17 protein-coding genes are annotated in these 18,128 nt (G+C 34.2%); 9 read left to right on the plus strand and 8 right to left on the minus strand.

The genetic code is table 11. The features are described from left to right. Positions 1-33: 33 nt before the first annotated feature. From J3U19_RS00530 to trmB, 4 genes are all read right to left on the minus strand, one after another. Positions 34-1,308: an MFS transporter gene (locus J3U19_RS00530; protein WP_267339587.1), complete on the minus strand. Its 1,275-nt coding sequence runs from the start codon at positions 1,306-1,308 to the stop codon at positions 34-36. An 864-nt stretch (positions 1,309-2,172) separates the two neighbouring features. Beyond that, entirely contained in the window at positions 2,173-3,330 is a 1,158-nt protein-coding gene (locus J3U19_RS00535; RefSeq protein ID WP_267345173.1) for a histidine-type phosphatase, read from the minus strand. Next, a complete protein-coding gene (gene nfsA / locus J3U19_RS00540; RefSeq protein ID WP_267345175.1) occupies positions 3,327-4,052 on the minus strand; it encodes an oxygen-insensitive NADPH nitroreductase in 726 nt (241 codons plus the stop codon). The genes J3U19_RS00535 and nfsA overlap by 4 nt, the downstream gene beginning before the upstream one ends. Positions 4,053-4,072: 20 nt before the next feature. Next, the gene (trmB, locus tag J3U19_RS00545) at positions 4,073-4,774 is read right to left on the minus strand and encodes a tRNA (guanosine(46)-N7)-methyltransferase TrmB (RefSeq protein ID WP_267339584.1); all 702 of its coding nucleotides are present in this window, start codon (positions 4,772-4,774) and stop codon (positions 4,073-4,075) included. Between the two features lie 257 nt (positions 4,775-5,031). Here trmB and J3U19_RS00550 point away from each other — a divergent pair, with 257 nt between their 5' ends. Then, positions 5,032-5,979, plus strand: coding sequence for a ribose-phosphate pyrophosphokinase (locus J3U19_RS00550; protein WP_267339583.1), 948 nt, complete (start codon positions 5,032-5,034; stop codon positions 5,977-5,979). A gap of 93 nt (positions 5,980-6,072) precedes the next feature. Then, positions 6,073-6,657, plus strand: a complete 585-nt coding sequence (gene pth, locus J3U19_RS00555) for an aminoacyl-tRNA hydrolase (protein WP_324123783.1) — start codon at positions 6,073-6,075, stop codon at positions 6,655-6,657. A gap of 98 nt (positions 6,658-6,755) precedes the next feature. Here pth and J3U19_RS00560 read toward each other — a convergent pair whose 3' ends face one another. From J3U19_RS00560 to J3U19_RS00570, 3 genes are all read right to left on the minus strand, one after another. Beyond that, positions 6,756-7,205 (minus strand): DUF3597 domain-containing protein, encoded by a 450-nt coding sequence (locus J3U19_RS00560; protein WP_267339582.1) that lies wholly within the window; start codon positions 7,203-7,205, stop codon positions 6,756-6,758. Positions 7,206-7,792: 587 nt separating this feature from the next. Beyond that, on the minus strand, positions 7,793-8,974 hold the full coding sequence (gene uxuA / locus J3U19_RS00565; protein WP_267339581.1) for a mannonate dehydratase: 1,182 nt from the start codon (positions 8,972-8,974) through the stop codon (positions 7,793-7,795). 77 nt (positions 8,975-9,051) lie between these two features. Next, complete coding sequence (locus J3U19_RS00570; RefSeq protein ID WP_267345177.1) at positions 9,052-9,813, minus strand: GntR family transcriptional regulator; 762 nt, start codon at positions 9,811-9,813, stop codon at positions 9,052-9,054. A 268-nt stretch (positions 9,814-10,081) separates the two neighbouring features. Here J3U19_RS00570 and J3U19_RS00575 point away from each other — a divergent pair, with 268 nt between their 5' ends. The 6 genes from J3U19_RS00575 to rpmE all read left to right on the plus strand — a co-directional run bounded on the left by J3U19_RS00575 (position 10,082) and on the right by rpmE (position 16,316). Beyond that, positions 10,082-11,560: a mannitol dehydrogenase family protein gene (locus J3U19_RS00575; RefSeq protein ID WP_416380316.1), complete on the plus strand. Its 1,479-nt coding sequence runs from the start codon at positions 10,082-10,084 to the stop codon at positions 11,558-11,560. An 841-nt stretch (positions 11,561-12,401) separates the two neighbouring features. Continuing rightward, positions 12,402-12,863, plus strand: a complete 462-nt coding sequence (locus tag J3U19_RS00580) for a DUF721 domain-containing protein (RefSeq protein WP_267339578.1) — start codon at positions 12,402-12,404, stop codon at positions 12,861-12,863. A gap of 59 nt (positions 12,864-12,922) precedes the next feature. Continuing rightward, entirely contained in the window at positions 12,923-13,327 is a 405-nt protein-coding gene (locus J3U19_RS00585) for a YhcB family protein (RefSeq protein ID WP_267339577.1), read from the plus strand. Between the two features lie 80 nt (positions 13,328-13,407). After that, the gene (locus J3U19_RS00590) at positions 13,408-14,787 is read left to right on the plus strand and encodes a Do family serine endopeptidase (protein ID WP_267345179.1); all 1,380 of its coding nucleotides are present in this window, start codon (positions 13,408-13,410) and stop codon (positions 14,785-14,787) included. 117 nt (positions 14,788-14,904) lie between these two features. Next, positions 14,905-15,957 (plus strand): outer membrane-stress sensor serine endopeptidase DegS, encoded by a 1,053-nt coding sequence (gene degS, locus J3U19_RS00595; RefSeq protein ID WP_267339575.1) that lies wholly within the window; start codon positions 14,905-14,907, stop codon positions 15,955-15,957. A 143-nt stretch (positions 15,958-16,100) separates the two neighbouring features. Further along, positions 16,101-16,316 carry a 50S ribosomal protein L31 gene (gene rpmE, locus J3U19_RS00600; protein WP_034883381.1) on the plus strand — a complete coding sequence of 72 codons (216 nt, stop codon included), beginning with the start codon at positions 16,101-16,103 and terminating at the stop codon, positions 16,314-16,316. A 107-nt stretch (positions 16,317-16,423) separates the two neighbouring features. Here the strand turns inward: rpmE and metJ are convergent, their stop codons facing one another. After that, entirely contained in the window at positions 16,424-16,741 is a 318-nt protein-coding gene (metJ, locus tag J3U19_RS00605) for a met regulon transcriptional regulator MetJ (protein WP_267339574.1), read from the minus strand. A 177-nt stretch (positions 16,742-16,918) separates the two neighbouring features. Between metJ and metB the strand changes: the two genes are divergently transcribed. Then, entirely contained in the window at positions 16,919-18,085 is a 1,167-nt protein-coding gene (gene metB / locus J3U19_RS00610) for a cystathionine gamma-synthase (RefSeq protein ID WP_267339573.1), read from the plus strand. Positions 18,086-18,128 lie beyond the last annotated feature (43 nt).

The following is an 18,128-nucleotide window of genomic DNA, read 5'->3' on the forward strand; positions in this document are numbered from 1 at the left end:
TAATTTGAGTTAATTATGTTCAGAGAATCGAAATTAATTACCGGATTCTTCATTTTTTTTATATTTGAAAACATCCCATGGTCCACGTCCTGATAATGTGAAGGACGAAATCAGTGTAAAGCTGAAAGCGATGAGTCCAAGAACTAAGTAGGCTCCTTCAAAGCCAATATTAACATACATCAATCCAGCAAAAGTAGACATAAACATGATAGATAATTGTTTTGCAAAGCAAAATGCGATTAAGTAAACGGTTGCTGATAAGCGAATAGGGAAGTGTTTAGTAATATATTTAAAGGCTCCAACTAATAATAATGGTGCTTCAAACATATGCAATGTTTTTAAAATTACCACTTCAACTGCGTTACTAGCAAAAGCTGAACCAGTGATGCGAATTGACATGATTATGCCTGCAATCAATAAGGTATTTTTACTGCCGATTTTCATTACAATTATGGGCGCAAAAAACATTACTGTGGCATTTAAAAATTCGCCAAGTGTTGTAACGTAACCAAATGCTTCACGGCCTAATTGCTCACTTGAAAAAAAGGAAGTAAAAAAGTTAGCAAATTGTTGGTCAAATACATCATAAGTACATGCTACACCAACGATATAAAGCATAAAAAACCATGTCTTACGCATTCTAAGTAAATCTAACGCCAGTTTTAGATTGAAAGGTTCAGGTTTGTTTAATCCCAATTGTTCTACTACATCAGTTGTTGAGGTTTTTGCCGGATCAGCGATTTTAACTAAAATTAATAGAATTAGGGCAAATCCAGAACATAACCAATAAACAGCATTGACGTTTTTCGATATCATAATCCCAACAAACGATGCACAAATTGCCCAACCAAAACATCCAAACATACGACTGCGACCAAATTCAAAACCACTGCGACGACTGATTTTTTCAACTAAGGCTTCGATAGCTGGAGCCCCACCACTAAAGACCATACCTAGGTAAAATCCACCCACAATTGCACCTAACGTGACATTAAATTTGAGTAGTGGTCCAAATACGAAAATAAAAAATGGTCCAAACAATACTAATAGCAGGGTAATAATCCATAGCAGGTGTTTTTTTAATCCTAATTTATCCGAAATCAAACCAAAAATAGGTTGAAAAACTAATGCAAATAACGAAATAAAAGAAAAGACGTATCCTGTACTTGCTTCATCAAGGCCAATCATTTTTAACCAAACTGGAAAAAAAGGGCAGTATGCTCCCATAATAAAAAAGTAAAGAAAAAAGTAGAGGCTAAATACCCAATAGTTTTTATTATGTAGTGATGACTTAATGTTTTGATTCATGATGAACTTCCTCTGTTAAGCTTTAAATGATTTGGCCTCATTTAGAAATCGTTTACACTTTTATTTATCGAAAACGTTATTGGTTAAAATGAATACTATCACTTTATTTATTACAAAAAAGTGATCCAGTTAACATTTTATGAAATCGATTACATTTGAGTTTTTTGTTAAAAAGTTTGAGGTTAAGCAGACGTTTCAGTATATATTTTATAATTATTTTCTAATTTATTGAGGTGATAATAGCCAATAGTAGCCAATAGAGTAAGGGTTACAGCAATGCTTACTTACATAAAATGAATTTTTAATTTTTTTTCATTTTGGTATTTATTATAAAAAAGTGATTTATGAAATCGATTACAATTATTGGGTATAACGATATTTTATGAATAATGACTTATTCGCTTGATTTGTTAACTTCTTTAGATGAATATAAATAATGACACTTAAAAATAGAAATAAAATGGGTGTACAGTGAATGTACTTAATCTTTTAGTATGATATTGAAAGATGAGATTTAGGTCATAGATAACGGTTTTCATCCAAATGGTCAGTAAGCTTTTTTTGAAAATGTATCGAATCGGTGTGAAAACGTATATTAAGTTTGTTTTTATATTATCTCCCTTTAAAAATAAGTAGTTTTCTGAAGATATGTTGTGCAGATTTTTGCATCAATATGTTATGGGATCGGATCTGAGTGAGTAATCTATTTTATCAGCTTAATAGGATTAATATTTTTACGTAAATTACTCATAGAGCATCTGAAAACAGTCGTTAATTATTCTTGTGATAATTGCGTTAAAGATTATGTGTTCCACCGATGTGTGTCGGTGGAATCGATGTCTTATTGAAAAATTTAAATGACTATTAATTATCCTTTAAACGTTTTGCAAAATCTGCCCAATTATAATAACCATCACTGTTGATATAAGCATTTTCCAACTTTAATTGATAATGTTGTGGTGGATTATGAATATCAATTGGCTGCCCAGTATAAAGTTGTTCAAAACTTTGATAAACGTATTCGGCTCTAAAAAAGTAATCACCTGAAGAAATGTGGCGATAGCGTTGGAAGATAACCATCCCGCCGATTGGTGTATTTTCACATTGGTTTGGAAGCTGGTATGGTGCAAAATCCAAAGCGCCGAGCAAGGCTGCAATAGTACTATCATGCCCAACGAGTAGATTAACTTTGTGAGATTGGTGATGCAGTAAATCATCGATCTTATTGATTAATAATTTACTAATGTGTTGAGCAATGGTCTTGCAATGGAAGACTAAATCAATATAGTGGTTACGAATTTGCAGGATTTGTTGCCATTGTTCTAGGCGGGTTATTTTGCCCCATGCGATCTGATCTTTTGGAAATGCAGAATAATATTGTAATAAAAATGCATCAACGGCACAAATTCCGATGGCTAGTGGTCCATGTAACTCAGGTTCTTCATTTTTTTTAAAATAGAGTTCATAGGGGATATCGGCAAAATCACATCGATAGCGTGCATATAATTGTGAATGTGGATAGTCCAATATATCTGAGACCATTTGATAAGCGGGCGCTAAATTTTTGAAGATAGATGCGGTTTTGTCGGCCTCTTCAATATCCCTCAATACAGCTTGTTTTAATTCTGTAGAGTCATCTTGTACACTTGGATCAAAAATCGGATCCATTTTTTCAATGGTGTATTTGTGATGGATAGGAATGTCATAACCCGCAAAAGCGCCATTAACTAAGAATTGAGCTGTTGCCACTGTTCTTTGAAGGCTGTTTGCATAAACGTAGATATCAGGATTTTGAGGTTCAATATTAATGTTTTTTTGTTCAAGCCATTGTGATAGATAATGTCCAAAGAAAGCTTCTAATACGCCTCCTCGCGTTGTTAAATAACCATAAGCATGATCCCAGCTAGGCCATTTTAACGGGCTGGATTGTTCTAACAATGCTATTGTGTTTTCTAACGGAGTACGGATACCGTGACGACTTAATATAATGACTTTGTCTAATTGGTATTGATTGTTGTTCATTGAGTTACCCATCCTTGTTTATGCAAATAATTTAAAATGAAGTCTCGTTGCCCTTTAATAAGGGTTTCTGCAATTTTATCACTCCAACCACTTGTTTTTTGATTGGTTTGTCGATGTCCATAGTATTGGCGCATCTGAGTATCGTATTGTGCTAATAATTGATGATTAATTGGTTGGTAGTGATTTTCAAAAAAAACTAATTCTTTTGGTAATCTTGGTTTAAGATCTGGATTTTGGTCAGGGTAACCAATGCAAAGTCCAAAAAGCGGTAGAACATATTTGGGTAAGGCAAGTAATTGTGTTACTTTATCGATATTGTTGCGTAACCCACCAATATAAACCGTGCCTAAACCTAATGATTCAGCCGCAATAACAGTATTTTGTGCCATAAGAGCGGTATCAATGCAACCAACTAAAAGCTGTTCGGCTTTTTCAAGGGGAATGGTTGGATCGATTTGAAAATGGCGATTAAAATCGGCACAAAACACCCAAAATTCAGAGGTTTGATTTATATAGTTTTGATCTCCAGCATAATGTGCTAGTTTTGAGCGATTTTTGTTGTCAGTAATTCTGATTATTGTGGTGCATTGTAGAAAATTAGAACTTGGAGCCGATTGTGCAGCTTGCACAAGTAATTCAATTTGTTCGTTAGTTAATGGCGTTGATTGGTAAGACCGAATTGAACGACGGTGACAAATTAAATCAATTGTTCTATTTTGCATAATGACTCCTTGTTTTATTGCTATTTTTTCATGAACTGTAAATCCCAAACGCCATGACCTAAATTTTGACCACGTTTTTCAAATTTGGTGATAGGTCGATCATCCGGTCGTGGAATATAGTCACCTGTAGCTGATAAATTTTCAAAACCTTCAGCTTCAGTTAAAACCTCTAACATATGTTCGGCATAATTTTGCCAGTCGGTAGCCAAATGTAAAACACCACCGATTTTTAATTTTTGCCGAATTAATTGTACAAATTGTGGTTGAATAATGCGACGTTTGTTGTGTCTTGCTTTATGCCATGGATCGGGAAAGAAGATCTGCACTTTGTCTAATGAATGATCAGGAATCATGTTTTCTAGCACTTCTACGGCATCATGACACATTACTTTTAAATTCGATAATTGGTTTTCTTCAATAGCCATTAAACAAGCACCAACACCTGGTTTGTGTACTTCAATACCTAGAAAGTTTTTATCTTGTGCATTTTGGGCCATTTTAACTAATGATGCCCCCATGCCAAATCCAATTTCTAAAACGACAGATTTATTTTTATCAAAGCATATTGGTGAGTTTGAGTGGTATTCAATGCCAAATATTGGCCATAAATTATTTAATGCTTGTTCTTGACCTTTAGTTAAACGACCTTGTCGTAGTACAAAACTTCGGATCGTTCTTTTGGGTTTGATTTCTTGGTTATTGCTATTTAATTGTTCGTTCATCACGTTATCTACTTGGATTGTGGAATTTAGTAAAACTAATTAATGGATTTGTACGTTATTTTACTCGATTTTGGGGTATGAGCCAAAGTATCTTAAGGTCAAATTTTTTTAATTAATAATTTTGATATATATATCAAATATTTTTGATAATTTTTTATATTGTGGTTGAGCATGATAGATAAATAATTATATAATTATGGCTCCGATTTAACCGATTACAAATAAAGTAATCATTATAACATGCTTGAGGATTTCTCGTGCCTGATATGAAGCTTTTTGCTGGTAATGCCACACCCGAGCTAGCAAAACGTATAGCTAATCGTCTTTATACTTCTCTTGGTGACATTGTAGTTAGCCGTTTTAGTGATGGTGAGGTAAATGTCCAAATTAATGAAAATGTCCGTGGTGAAGATGTTTTTATTATACAATCAACTTGCGCGCCAACCAATGATAACTTAATGGAATTATTGGTAATGATTGATGCTATGCGTCGTGCATCAGCTGGTCGTATTACTGCGGTTATTCCTTATTTTGGTTATGCAAGGCAAGATCGTCGAGTTCGTTCTGCACGTGTGCCTATTACGGCTAAAGTGGTTGCTGACTTTTTATCAACTGTTGGTGTTGATAGAGTATTGACAGTTGATCTTCATGCTGAACAGATTCAAGGTTTCTTTGATGTGCCTGTTGATAATGTATTTGGTAGCCCAGTTATTTTAGAAGATATGTTGCAACGTGATTTTGAACGCCCAATTGTGGTATCTCCTGATATTGGTGGTGTGGTGCGAGCGCGTGCAATTGCCAAACTTCTTAATGATACTGATATGGCGATTATCGATAAACGTCGTCAGCGTGCCAATGAAGCTGAAGTAATGAATATTATTGGTGATGTTGCTGATCGTGATTGTATTTTAGTGGATGATATGATTGATACTGCAGGAACACTTTGTAAAGCTGCTGATGCCTTAAAGGCTCGTGGCGCTAAAAGAGTATTTGCCTATGCAACTCATCCAATTTTTTCAGGAAAAGCAGTCAGTAATATTAAAAATTGTGCTATTGATGAAATTGTGGTTTGTGACACAATTCCATTAACCGCTGAAGTTAAAGCATTGAAAAATGTGCGCCAATTAACTTTATCAGGTATGCTTGCTGAAGCCATTCGTCGTATTAGTAACGAAGAATCAATTTCAGCAATGTTTCATTACTAATCTGTTTTAGTATTATGATTACCAGCCCCATTTTTGGGGCTTTTTTACTTATAGCAACTTATATTTTCTAGCAACATTTATTATCAAATTATCATGACAACTATTAAACTTATTGTAGGGCTAGCCAATCCTGGCAACGAATATGCGGCAACTCGCCATAATGCGGGAGCATGGTTTGTTGAACAATTGGCGGATCGATATCATCAATCTTTAAAAAATGATCCAAAATTTTTTGGTTACAGTTCAAGAATAACTATTTCTGGTCATGATGTGCGTTTATTGGTACCGACAACTTTTATGAATTTAAGTGGTAAAGCAGTACAAGCTATGGCAACATTTTATCAGATTAAGCCTGAAGAGATTCTTGTTGCGCATGATGAGCTCGATCTCAATCCAGGTATTGCTAAATTCAAGTTTGGCGGCAGCCATGGCGGGCATAATGGCTTGAAAGATATTGCCAACAAATTAGGTAATAATCCTAATTTTTATCGCTTAAGAATCGGTATTGGTCATCCCGGCGATAAAAATAAAGTTGTGGGTTTTGTTTTAAATAAGCCTTCAAAAGCAGAACAAGAGTTAATTGATAAAGCGATTGATGAATCGGTACGTTGTACAGATATTTTGTTGTCTGATGGTATTGAAACCGCGATGAATCGATTGCATGCTTTTAAAGCCTAGTGAATAGGGTTGATGAGTATCAAGACCGCTAATATAGCGTTTTTATTAAAAATCCACCTATAATAAAAGGTGGATTTAACATGCTTTAACTCTTTGTTTTAAGAGAAAAGGTGAGATACATTTCCCCCTTTTTCCGCAATTTTTTTCATTACTGCTTTTATTAGCCATGTATTCATGGCAGCTGTGTCATCCATACTACCTGTATAATCAAGCTCTTTAGCTAGTTTTTTACGAGCATCCAAACTGTTATCTAAACCTAAAAGTTTTAAAAGATCGACAATTGATGTCTTCCAGTTTAGTTTTTCAGGAAATTTTTTAGCTAAGTTTTCAAGAATTGCCATAACATCAACATTTGATGCTGGTGTTTGGTTTCCTGAGTTTTGTTGATTCTGCTGATTTTGTTGGTTTTGATCTTGACCGGTAGATGTTGTATCTTTGTTATTACCTGTCATATTATTAACTTGATTTTTGACAGCATCAGTAACATTACCTACTGCTGCTTGCGCACTTGGAAATATTTTAGAAAAAATACTATTTAAGATACCCATATTACACCTCTCATGTTTAAACTGCTTTTGAAAAGACTGCTTAACGATATGGATGTAGACAATATCACTATTAATATAACGCGGAACAGTAGGAAAAGTCAAAAAAGTAATATTTTCTTGGCATTTTATAACTAGAAACCTAGGTTAACGATTTTTTTCAAATCATCTTTAATGATACAAATATGTAGAATGTTACTTAGCGTTTTTTTATCATTATTTTCCTTTTACACCATCAATTTAACTGTTTTGGATGGCCATTTCTAGTAAATTAGTTATACTAATTTTTCATCAATATTATAAAAATAGACAAAGTAAAATATCCTTAAGAATTTTATAAACATTACTTATCAATATTGTTTATCGAATCTAATGAATTTAGAAAATTAGATTGCTACCAAAAATTATTATTGGTGCGCTATTAAATACTGTAGGAGCCTGACGTGAATTAATGATTCTATTGTACGCAATAATAGGAGAAAGTTAATGATGTTTATTTAGATGCAATACCTATCTACGACACTTTATTTATGATTATGCAAAAAAATACCCATTAAAATGGGCATTTATTAATACAGAAAAAATTAAAGTTATCCAAAAAATGCCCGTTTAATGGCATATTCAACACCACGAATTTCCGCTAAACCACGTAAACGACCTATTCCCGAATAACCAGGATTGGTGTGCTTTTTAAGATCATCCAACATTTGATGCCCATGATCAGGGCGAACAGGTATAGCGCGTTGAATTCCTACTTTTTTACGGCGCTGTTCTTCGGTAACGAGCGCTTTGATTACCGCATACATATCCACATCACCACCTAAATGGTCACCTTCGTGAAAAGAGAGTGGATTTTGTTCGCGAACGGTTGCGCGTAAGTGAATAAAATGAACTCGGTCAGCAAACTTTTCAGCCATGGTCGCCAAATCATTATCATTGCGAACGCCGTATGAACCTGTACAAAAGCAAAATCCATTGTGAATACTGTCAACGGTATCTTTGATCCATTGCATGTCTTCGATTGTTGACACAATACGCGGTAAACCTAAAATTGGTCGAGGAGGATCATCAGGGTGCACAGTTAATACCACACCAACTTCTTCAGCGACAGGAACAATTGCTTTCAAAAAGTAGGCATAATTTTCGCGCAATTTGGCTTTATCAATACCATCATAAGTCGCCAAATGTGCTTTAAATTGCTCAAGAGAGTAGCCTTCTTCCGCACCAGGTAAACCAGCAATGATATTAGCTATAAGTTTGTCTTTATCTGCTTGAGTCATTATCTCAAAATAAATTTTTGCTGAGTCGATGTCTTCTTTTGAGTAATCTTCTTTGGCATTGGGTCTTTGTAAAATATGAATATCAAATGCTGCAAATGCAGTTTGATCAAAACGTAAAGCTTTGGAACCGTCTGGTAGCTCATAAGCAAGATCAGTACGAGTCCAATCTAACACAGGCATAAAATTGTAACAAACAGTATCAATGCCACAAGCGGCTAGATTACGAATTGATTGTTGGTAATTTTCGATATGTTGTTTAACATTTCCTGAATGCGTTTTGATCTCTTCATGAACAGGAATACTTTCAACAACAGACCACGTCAATCCTTTTTCTTCAATAATTTTTTTTCGTTTTTGTATTTCTTCAACTGTCCATATTTCACCATTTGGAATATGGTGCAAAGCTGTCACAATTCCAGTTGCTCCTGCTTGTTTGATATCATCTAGTGATACTGGATCATTTGGTCCAAACCAACGCATTGTTTGTTCCATATAAATCTCCTCAATGATTTTTATTTGTTTAATTTTCTATACGAAAAGATCTATAAACAATGCTGATTTTTTATTGTCTATGGGTTAACAATGCTAACCGGAATAGAATCAAATAAATAACCATCAAAATTTGGATCTTCACTATCAGAAACTGTCATTAATGTTTGTTTAACATTTTCTAAATGTTGCCACATAGCATGGCGTGCACCTATTGCATCTTTTACCTGTAATGCTTGCAGAATTCTTTCATGATCGTAAAGCCATTTTTTTCGGTAACTATGATCGGTAATGCGACTGTGTAATTGATTCCACATTTTGCTGGCCGAACGTTTTTGCCATAAATCATTTAATAAACTTTCAAGTATTGAGTTTTTTGTTGCTTTGGCAATGGCAATATGAAACATCTCATCAGCACTATAATCATCAAGAATACCTTGTTCTAAAATTTGGCGTTCTTGCTTTAAAATTGCTCTTAACTCGATGATATCGGATTTCAATATTTGTGAAGCGGCAAAAGCGGCAATGTTACTTTCAATAAGTTGTCTTGCTTGTAATAGTTCAAATGGTCCAAAATCCTCTTCTTCTATGTTTTTATCTTGTTCAGATGAAATTTCACTTGGTAAACCAATTACATATACACCAGAACCTTTTTTTACTGTAACCAGATTTTCAAGTTCTAGCATAATTAGCGCTTCACGCACTACTGTTCGGCTTACATTAAATGCATCAGCAATATCGCGCTCAGGTGGTAATCGTTCACCAATTTTATAAATACCACTTTTTAATAATGATTTCAGCTCATTACCAATTTGTTGATAGAGCCGATTAATTGTTGGCATTATTTTAATCCTCATTCTAATTTCGGTTAAATAACGTCAATTATAAGCGATTTGTCATAAGTACTATAAGCCACTGATGATTTAAAATACGTTTATTTTTATAATTGGTATGCCAATATGCATTCGTATTATAAATAGTTTCGAAAAGGTGCCTATTAAATAAACCAAAATATGTGATTATGATCACATATTTGAAAATTAAAGATGAAAATTTTATCTACAAGTGAAAATATGTCCAACCAATAAAGTATTTAAATTGTTAATTACGGTGAATAAAATGTTAAATTTATCCAAAGTCCCAGAATCAATCGAACATAAGCCTTCATATGACAGAAAAAAAATGATTTCACGCATAGTCCACTTAGGATTTGGTGCGTTTCATCGAGCGCATCAAGCATTGTTTACCGATCGCTTACTGAATAAGGGCGTAAGTGACTGGGGAATTTGTGAAGTTAATATTTTGGGTGGTGAGGAATTAATTGAAGATATTCGTCAGCAAGATCATTTGTACACCGTATTAGAAAAAGGAACTACGACAACCCAAGCGTTTATTGTTGGTAGTGTAAAAGAGTCGTTTTTGGCATCTACTGACGGCATTGATGCAATTTTAGAAAAAATGGCCGATAGTGTGGTAGAGATTGTGTCTTTAACCATAACTGAGAAAGGGTATTGCATGCTACCAGGTGGTGGTGATTTAGATTTAGAGAATCCATTAATTAAATTTGATTTAGCTAATCCATCCAAACCGAGATCTGCTCCAGGTGTTATTGTCGAAGCTCTTTATAGAAGAATGCAAAGAGGACTCAAATCATTTACGGTGTTATCCTGCGATAATATTCCAGAAAATGGGGCAGTATTAAAAAAAGCGATATTAGGTTTGGCAAAAGCACGAGATGTAAAATTAGCAGAGTGGATTGAGACGAATGCCACTTTTCCATGTACCATGGTTGACCGTATTGTACCTGCGGCAACACCGGAGACATTAACTGATATTCAAAATGTATTAGGTGGCATGTTTGATCCATGTGGTATTGCTTGTGAACCTTTCATTCAATGGGTTATTGAAGATAATTTTGTTACCAGTCGCCCTAATTGGGATGAAGTTGGTGCCGAATTTGTCAATGATGTGGTACCTTATGAAGAGATGAAATTACGTATGCTAAATGGCAGTCACTCTTTTTTGGCTTATTTAGGTTATCTAGCAGGGTACGAACATATTAATGATTGTATGAATGACGCCAATTATAAAAAAATAACACTTGCACTGATGATGCAACAACAAGCCCCCACACTTCATGTACCTTCACACGTCAATCTATCACAATATGCTAATCAACTTATTGAACGATTCAGTAACCCTTCCCTTAAACATAAAACTTGGCAGATTGCCATGGATGGTACGCAAAAATTACCACAACGAATGCTTGATTCTGTGCGTTGGCACCTTAAAAACAACTCCGATTTTTCATTGCTTGCTTTAGGTGTAGCGGGTTGGATGCGTTATGTAAGCGGTATGGATGATAATAAGAATGATATTGATGTACGCGATCCAATGCAGAAAGAATTAAAATCGCTTGTTAACTCAAGTCAAGATGGTTTAGAAAGGGTAAATGCTTTATTGAGTTTGAATGCGGTGTTTGGTGAAGATTTATCGAATAATTCATTATTTAAAGAACAAATAACGCATCATTATCTTTCTTTAATGCAAAAAGGTGCAAAACAAACTCTCTGTGATTTAGTGAGTTGAAGTTGTATCACTCTTACGAAAAAATTTTTGAACAATAATTTTTGTTACCAATAAAGATGAAAGCAAAAGAGACACCAACCTATTCGATTGATTATTTTTAGATTGCTTTCAATGTAATAATAATGAGTTTTAATATTTTTGGTACTAACGAAAGATAAAGTAACGTTGTTGCAATCTCATTCTTAGTACCGACAGATTATGATGCATATCGGTTATTAACAATTTTTAGAGTGATAATCTAAGATGCATAATGTTTTCGAATGATGAATATTTTAGATTAGATTAACTCGTCCTGAAACTTTCAATTTGTATAAGCAAAATGTTTTTAAATAATTGATAATCATGGAAGCTCGAAATTATCCGCAATAATAATACTGTGTAAAAAATAAAGAGTGGTAAAACTTATACTAAGTATTGCTTCCATGCTAATAAAGATGTGAACAGTTTTGTTTTGATTCTCAATTCACTTTTAACAATCAACACACTGGCTTTCATTTATAAGTTAAAGCACATTCCAGTAAAAGCAAAGTGCCAATTATTCTTAATAGAGCTGGCTTTTTTTCCAAACTGGATGATAATAACTTTATCTCGAAAAACAATCAAAAAAACGACCTTTATATTCAATAGAATAATTCAGTAGTTGATTATTCTATTATTTAAATTTTGACAAAATAGAGTTGTGAGATACTATTGTTTTTCAATAAAAAAATAATAAACTGTAAATGTTTTTTTTAAGTAAGACTTTTTGATTTAAATAAGGTAAATTAATACTACTTATTTTTTGCATCATGTGTAATTAGTTGACTATTATTTTATTCGGAAATAAAGGTAAGTATCAAATATGCGTTATAATGAGCCACAGATGTTAACCTCAATTTTGTCTCAACAAACTTGTTTATCCCAGATAAAAGAGAAAACATTTGCATTAAATAAATTGGCTGATGTGATTAACGAGTTATTACCAACATTGCTAAGGCAGCAATATAGAATTGCTAATTATCGTCAAGGTATTCTTGTCCTTGAAGTAAGCTCAGCCAGTTGGTTAACCAGATTAAGATACGAGCAAAGTAATTTGTTATCTGAAATTAGAAAACAGATATTACCATCCCTATCTTCAATTCAATATAAAATTAATCCAGACCTTTCCAGTCAACATTCAAAAATGATCAATGATTCATCAAAAAGTGTTACAATTGCGCGAGCTTTAAGTCCTCAAAGTGCTACTTATTTGTCTGCTTTGGCAGAAAGTGCTCCAGATAAACTGAAAAAACAATTGATTAAACTTGCTAACCATGCAAAATAAGTAAAACTATTGAACAATAGTGTAAAAAGTTATACAACGAAAGATACAAGGAGTGAAATATGGATAAACAGATGATGATTTATCTTGTTATTGGCTTAGTAATTGGTTTTGTTTTAGGTATTATTTTGACGAATGTGTTTAGTGCAAAAGGGCGTAAATTTGCACAAGTAAAACGCCAACTTGAGGAAACTCAAGAGCAGTTAAAAATCCAAAAACAGACAATTAGTAAATATTTTTCACATAGCGCTGAAATTTTAGATAACATGGCTAATGATTTTCGTCGTCTTTATCAACATATGGCTGAAAATTCAGGAAAATTTACTTCAGAAAATGATATGCCAGTTATGGCTCTAGATTCGAGCAATGATACGAGTATAAAAAAAACATTCACTCTAAAAAAACAACCAAAAGATTATTCTGATGACCCTTCCGGTTTATTCAAAACTGACGAAAATAAATCCTAATAAATCTTAGTTTTTTGCACTAGAATTATCTGGTGAAATGTTGTGGTAAATATTAAATTTTTTAAGGATGAGAGAGTTTTATGATTAATAATTCTTTACTAAAACCCAAAAAATTACTTAGTTTAATTGTGTTAGGCTTAAGTCTTTCATTATCTACCTTACCTAATGCCTTTGCTGTTTTTCCTTCATTTCCAACTAGTGAAAATAGTCAGCAACAACCTAGCTTAGCATCAATGTTAGAGACAGTATTGCCTTCGGTGGTTAGCATTAAGGTTGAAGGAACTGCTCAAATGCAAACCAATATTCCTGAAGAATTTAAGCGATTTTTTGGGTATCCTGATAGTCAATCAAGAGCGTTTTCAGGGCAAGGCTCAGGCGTTATTATTGACAGTGAAAAAGGGTATATTGTTACCAATAATCATGTTATCGAAAATGCAGATAAAATCACTGTTTGTTTAAATGATGGGCATGAATATGCTGCTAAATTAATAGGTAAAGATCCTCAAAGTGATATTGCATTGCTTAAAGTTGAAGAGGCTAAGAAATTAACGGCCATTACTTTAGCTGATTCGGACAAATTACGTGTTGGTGATTATGTTGTTGCTATTGGTAATCCATTTGGAATTGGACAAACTGTTACATCTGGTATTATTTCTGCGCTAGCTCGTAGTGGACTTAATATGAATGGCTTTGAAAATTTTATTCAAACGGATGCTTCAATCAATCGAGGTAATTCAGGTGGTGCTTTAGTTAATTTAAATGGTGAATTAGTGGGGATTAATACGGCTATTATTGCACCTAGTGGTGGTAACGTCGGTATCGGTTTTGCTATACCGAGTAATATGGTGAAAAATTTAACTTCTCAACTGATTGAATATGGAGAAGTTAAACGTGGTGTACTTGGTATTAAAGGTAATGAGTTAACCTCTGATATTGCCAAAGCATTTGATTTAGATGTGCAAAAAGGTGCTTTTGTGAGTGAGGTGCTTGACGACTCTGCCGCTAAAGCAGCTGGTATTAAATCTGGTGATGTGATTGTTTCAATGGATGGTAAGCCAGTCGATAGTTTTGCAGAATTGCGAGCTAAAATTGCTACTACTGGTGCGGGCAGAACTGTACAGTTAGGTATCATTCGTGATGGTAAAACAATGACAGTCAATGTCAAATTAAAAAATAGTGATGAGTCTGCTACCGAAGCAAAATCATTACACCCAGCTCTTGACGGCGCAACATTAAGTAATGGCAATGTCAAAGGACAAAAAGGCGTTTTAATTGAAGGTGTTGCTAAAAATTCGCCAGCATCTCGATTAAGTTTACAAAAAGGTGATCTTATCACGGGTGTAAATAAACAAAGGATTACCAATATTGCTGATTTACGTAAAATTATCGATAGTAAACCATCAGCAATTGCGTTAAATATTGTACGTGGTGATAGCCAACTCTATCTTATTTTACGATAATGCATTGTTTTATGTGATTTCGCCGATAGTTTCTATCGGCGAAAAACATAAATATTAACTGTTAATTAGATATGTTAAAATCATATCTATTCTACTGCTACTCTAGTAATCATTCTAATGCTTAAAAAAATCCTATGGCCAATATTGATTGGTTCTGTTTTAGCTATCGTATTGTTGATTATTTTTCCATCGCTACGTAATGGAACTCAATCAAATTTTCCAAACTTCATTTTTAATAATGACCCTATGAGTTATTCATATGCGGTTAAAACTGCTGCTCCAGCAGTAGTGAATATCTATAGTCGTTCAATTAGCTCCGTGCCAAATCGATCACAAGATAGCGCAATCACGCCATTAGGTTCAGGGGTTATAATGAGCAAACATGGTTATATTATTACTAATTATCATGTGGTAGACGGAGCAGAACAAATTATTGTTGCTTTACAAGATGGTCGAATATTTGAAGCTTTGACTGTTGGTTCTGACAAATTGGTTGATATTGCCGTTTTAAAAATTGAAGCGACTAATATTCCAACGATTCACATCAATTCCCAACGCGAACCCAAAATTGGCGATGTCGTTTTAGCAATTGGTAATCCTTATAATATTGGGCAAACTATCACTCAAGGGATCATTAGTGCAACAGGTCGAGATGGATTAAGCCCATATAGAAGACAGAATTTTATTCAAACAGATGCTTCAATTAATCATGGTAATTCAGGTGGTGCTTTGGTTAATACAAAAGGCGAATTAATGGGGATTAATACTCTGACGTTTGCAAAAAATATGGGAAATGAAATTCCAGAAGGCATTGGATTTGCTATTCCAACATCTTTGGCCGTTAAAATTATGAAGAAATTAATTCAGTATGGTAAAGTTATTCGTGGTTATATTGGTATTGATGGGTTAGAGTTTGCGCCAACACAAAATCCAAGTGATATACCAGTTGTGTTAGGTATTTTAGTGACCAATGCTGAAGGTCCTTCCTTACAAGCAGGTGTACAGCCTAATGATATTTTGATTATGGTTGATGGTAAACCGGTTAAATCAATTGTTGAAACGATGGATCAGATTGCAGAGTTGAAACCGGGACGAACCATCCCCATTATCGTATTACGAAATGGAGAAAAGATTGAATTGCAGGTGGTAATAGGGCAGTTACCAGTTTGATTGATCTTTTTTATAACTTGATTATTTACCGTTTAAGGCGTATAATTCGCGACCTTATCATGTTTTTTAACACTCGTATGGTGTATAGATTTTGCTTTTATGGCCATTTATATAGCGATACGAACAAACTTTAGAGGTTTATTATGAAAGAAGGTATCCACCCAGAATATAAAGCAATTAAAGCAACTTGTTCTTGCGGTAATGTTATTAATACTCATTCAACAATTGGTCATGATATTCATCTTGACGTATGTGGTGAATGTCACCCGTTCTATACAGGTAAACAACGTGATGTTGCAACTGGCGGACGTGTAGATAAATTTAAACAACGTTTTGCTATGGTTGGCGGTAAAAAATAATTTTCCGTAAATTACAGAGTAATTATTAAAAAAGGCGCATTATGCGCCTTTTTTATTTTTTTATCTTAATTGATGATATTATTCTTCAATAAAAATATAAATGACAGTTATTCATCAATTAAATCGGGATCGATACCTAAATTACGCATCATTTCCTTAGCTTGGCTAGGGATGCCATCTTCACGATCTTTCTGTAAGTCTTCATCGCAAGGTAGCGGTTGACCAGTGTAAGCATGAAGAAATGCTTCGCATAACAGTTCACTATTTGTTGCATGGCGTAAATTATTCACTTGTCGACGCGTACGTTCATCAGTCAATATTTTTAATACCTTTAAAGGTATGGATACAGTAATTTTTTTTACTTGCTCACTTTTTTTTCCATGCTCAGCATAGGGACTTATGTATTGGCCATTCCATTCCATCATATTTTTCACCAAATTACATCACAATTTATAGGGTTAATTTTAACTTTTTTTTTATTTTGCTGCAATCTATACATCGAGATAGTTAGACGTCTAGACATGTTGACGTCTTGAATGGTTGTGTTATTCTTATACAAGTAAATTATTAAAATAAATATAGTATTATCTAGGGATGTTATTATGGCTAGCCAATCAAAAAATTTAAGTCAAGGCACTATTGCTGTCCGAGGTGGAATCAATACCGATGATCAATATGGGAGCGTGGTTCCTGTCATTACACCGTCAACGTGTTACCGTTATCAAGAGTTTGCAACACCGAGAGAATTTGATTATGCACGCAAAGCAAATCCTAGTAGACGATTTGTTGAGGAAACGGTCGCTAAGTTGGAAGGTGGTTCGGATGCGATTCTTACTAACTGTGGTATGTCTGCCATTCATCTTGTCAGTGTAGCGCTGTTAACACCGGATGACTTGGTGGTTGCTCCTCATGATTGTTATGGTGGCAGCTATCGTCTATTTAATAGTTTAAGTCAACGTGGTTATTTTAAAGCAAAATTTGTTGATCAATCTGATCCTGTTGCATTAAAAGAAGCTTTAAGGTTACGACCAAAATTAGTATTGATTGAGACGCCAAGTAATCCATTACTTCGTGTTGTTGATATTCAAGAAATATCACAACAAGCACATGAAGTTGGTGCTCTGGTTTTAGTCGATAACACATTTATGACCCCTATATTGCAAAAACCTTTAGAGCTAGGAGCGGATATTGTCAGTCATTCATGTACTAAATTTCTGAATGGGCATTCCGATCTTTTAGCGGGTATTTTAGTATTTAAAGACCAACAACTTGCTACAGATGTGTTATGGTGGGCAAATAATATTGGTACGCTTACCTCATCATTTGATAGTTATCTATTATTACGTGGCTTGAGAACACTTGCAGCTCGAGTAATTTTACAACAAGCCAATGCACAAAAACTTGTTGAGTTTTTAGTTAACCATCCGAAAATCGCTCATGTTTATCATCCTTCGTTATCGTCTAATCTTGGTCATGAAATTGCCAAAAGACAACAAAAGGGTTTTGGTTCATTGCTAAGTTTTGAATTAGCTGGAGAACCTGAGGTAATGCCTAAATTCTTAAAAGAACTGAATATTATTACGCTGGCTCAATCTTTAGGGGGCGTTGAAAGTTTAATCTGTCATCCAGCAACAATGACTCATTCAGGTATTAGTGCTCAAGCACGTACAACAGCCGGTATTTCCGATCAACTCCTTCGTGTCTCTGTTGGTTTGGAGGATATCAATGATTTGTTGGGGGATTTAGAACAAGCTTTAGCAGCCATTTAACATTTTAGTAAAAATGATAAAGTTTAATTTACACAATGATGTG

Source organism: Gilliamella sp. B2828 (assembly GCF_026537125.1).
In the GTDB taxonomy this organism is placed as follows: Bacteria; Pseudomonadota; Gammaproteobacteria; order Enterobacterales; family Orbaceae; genus Gilliamella.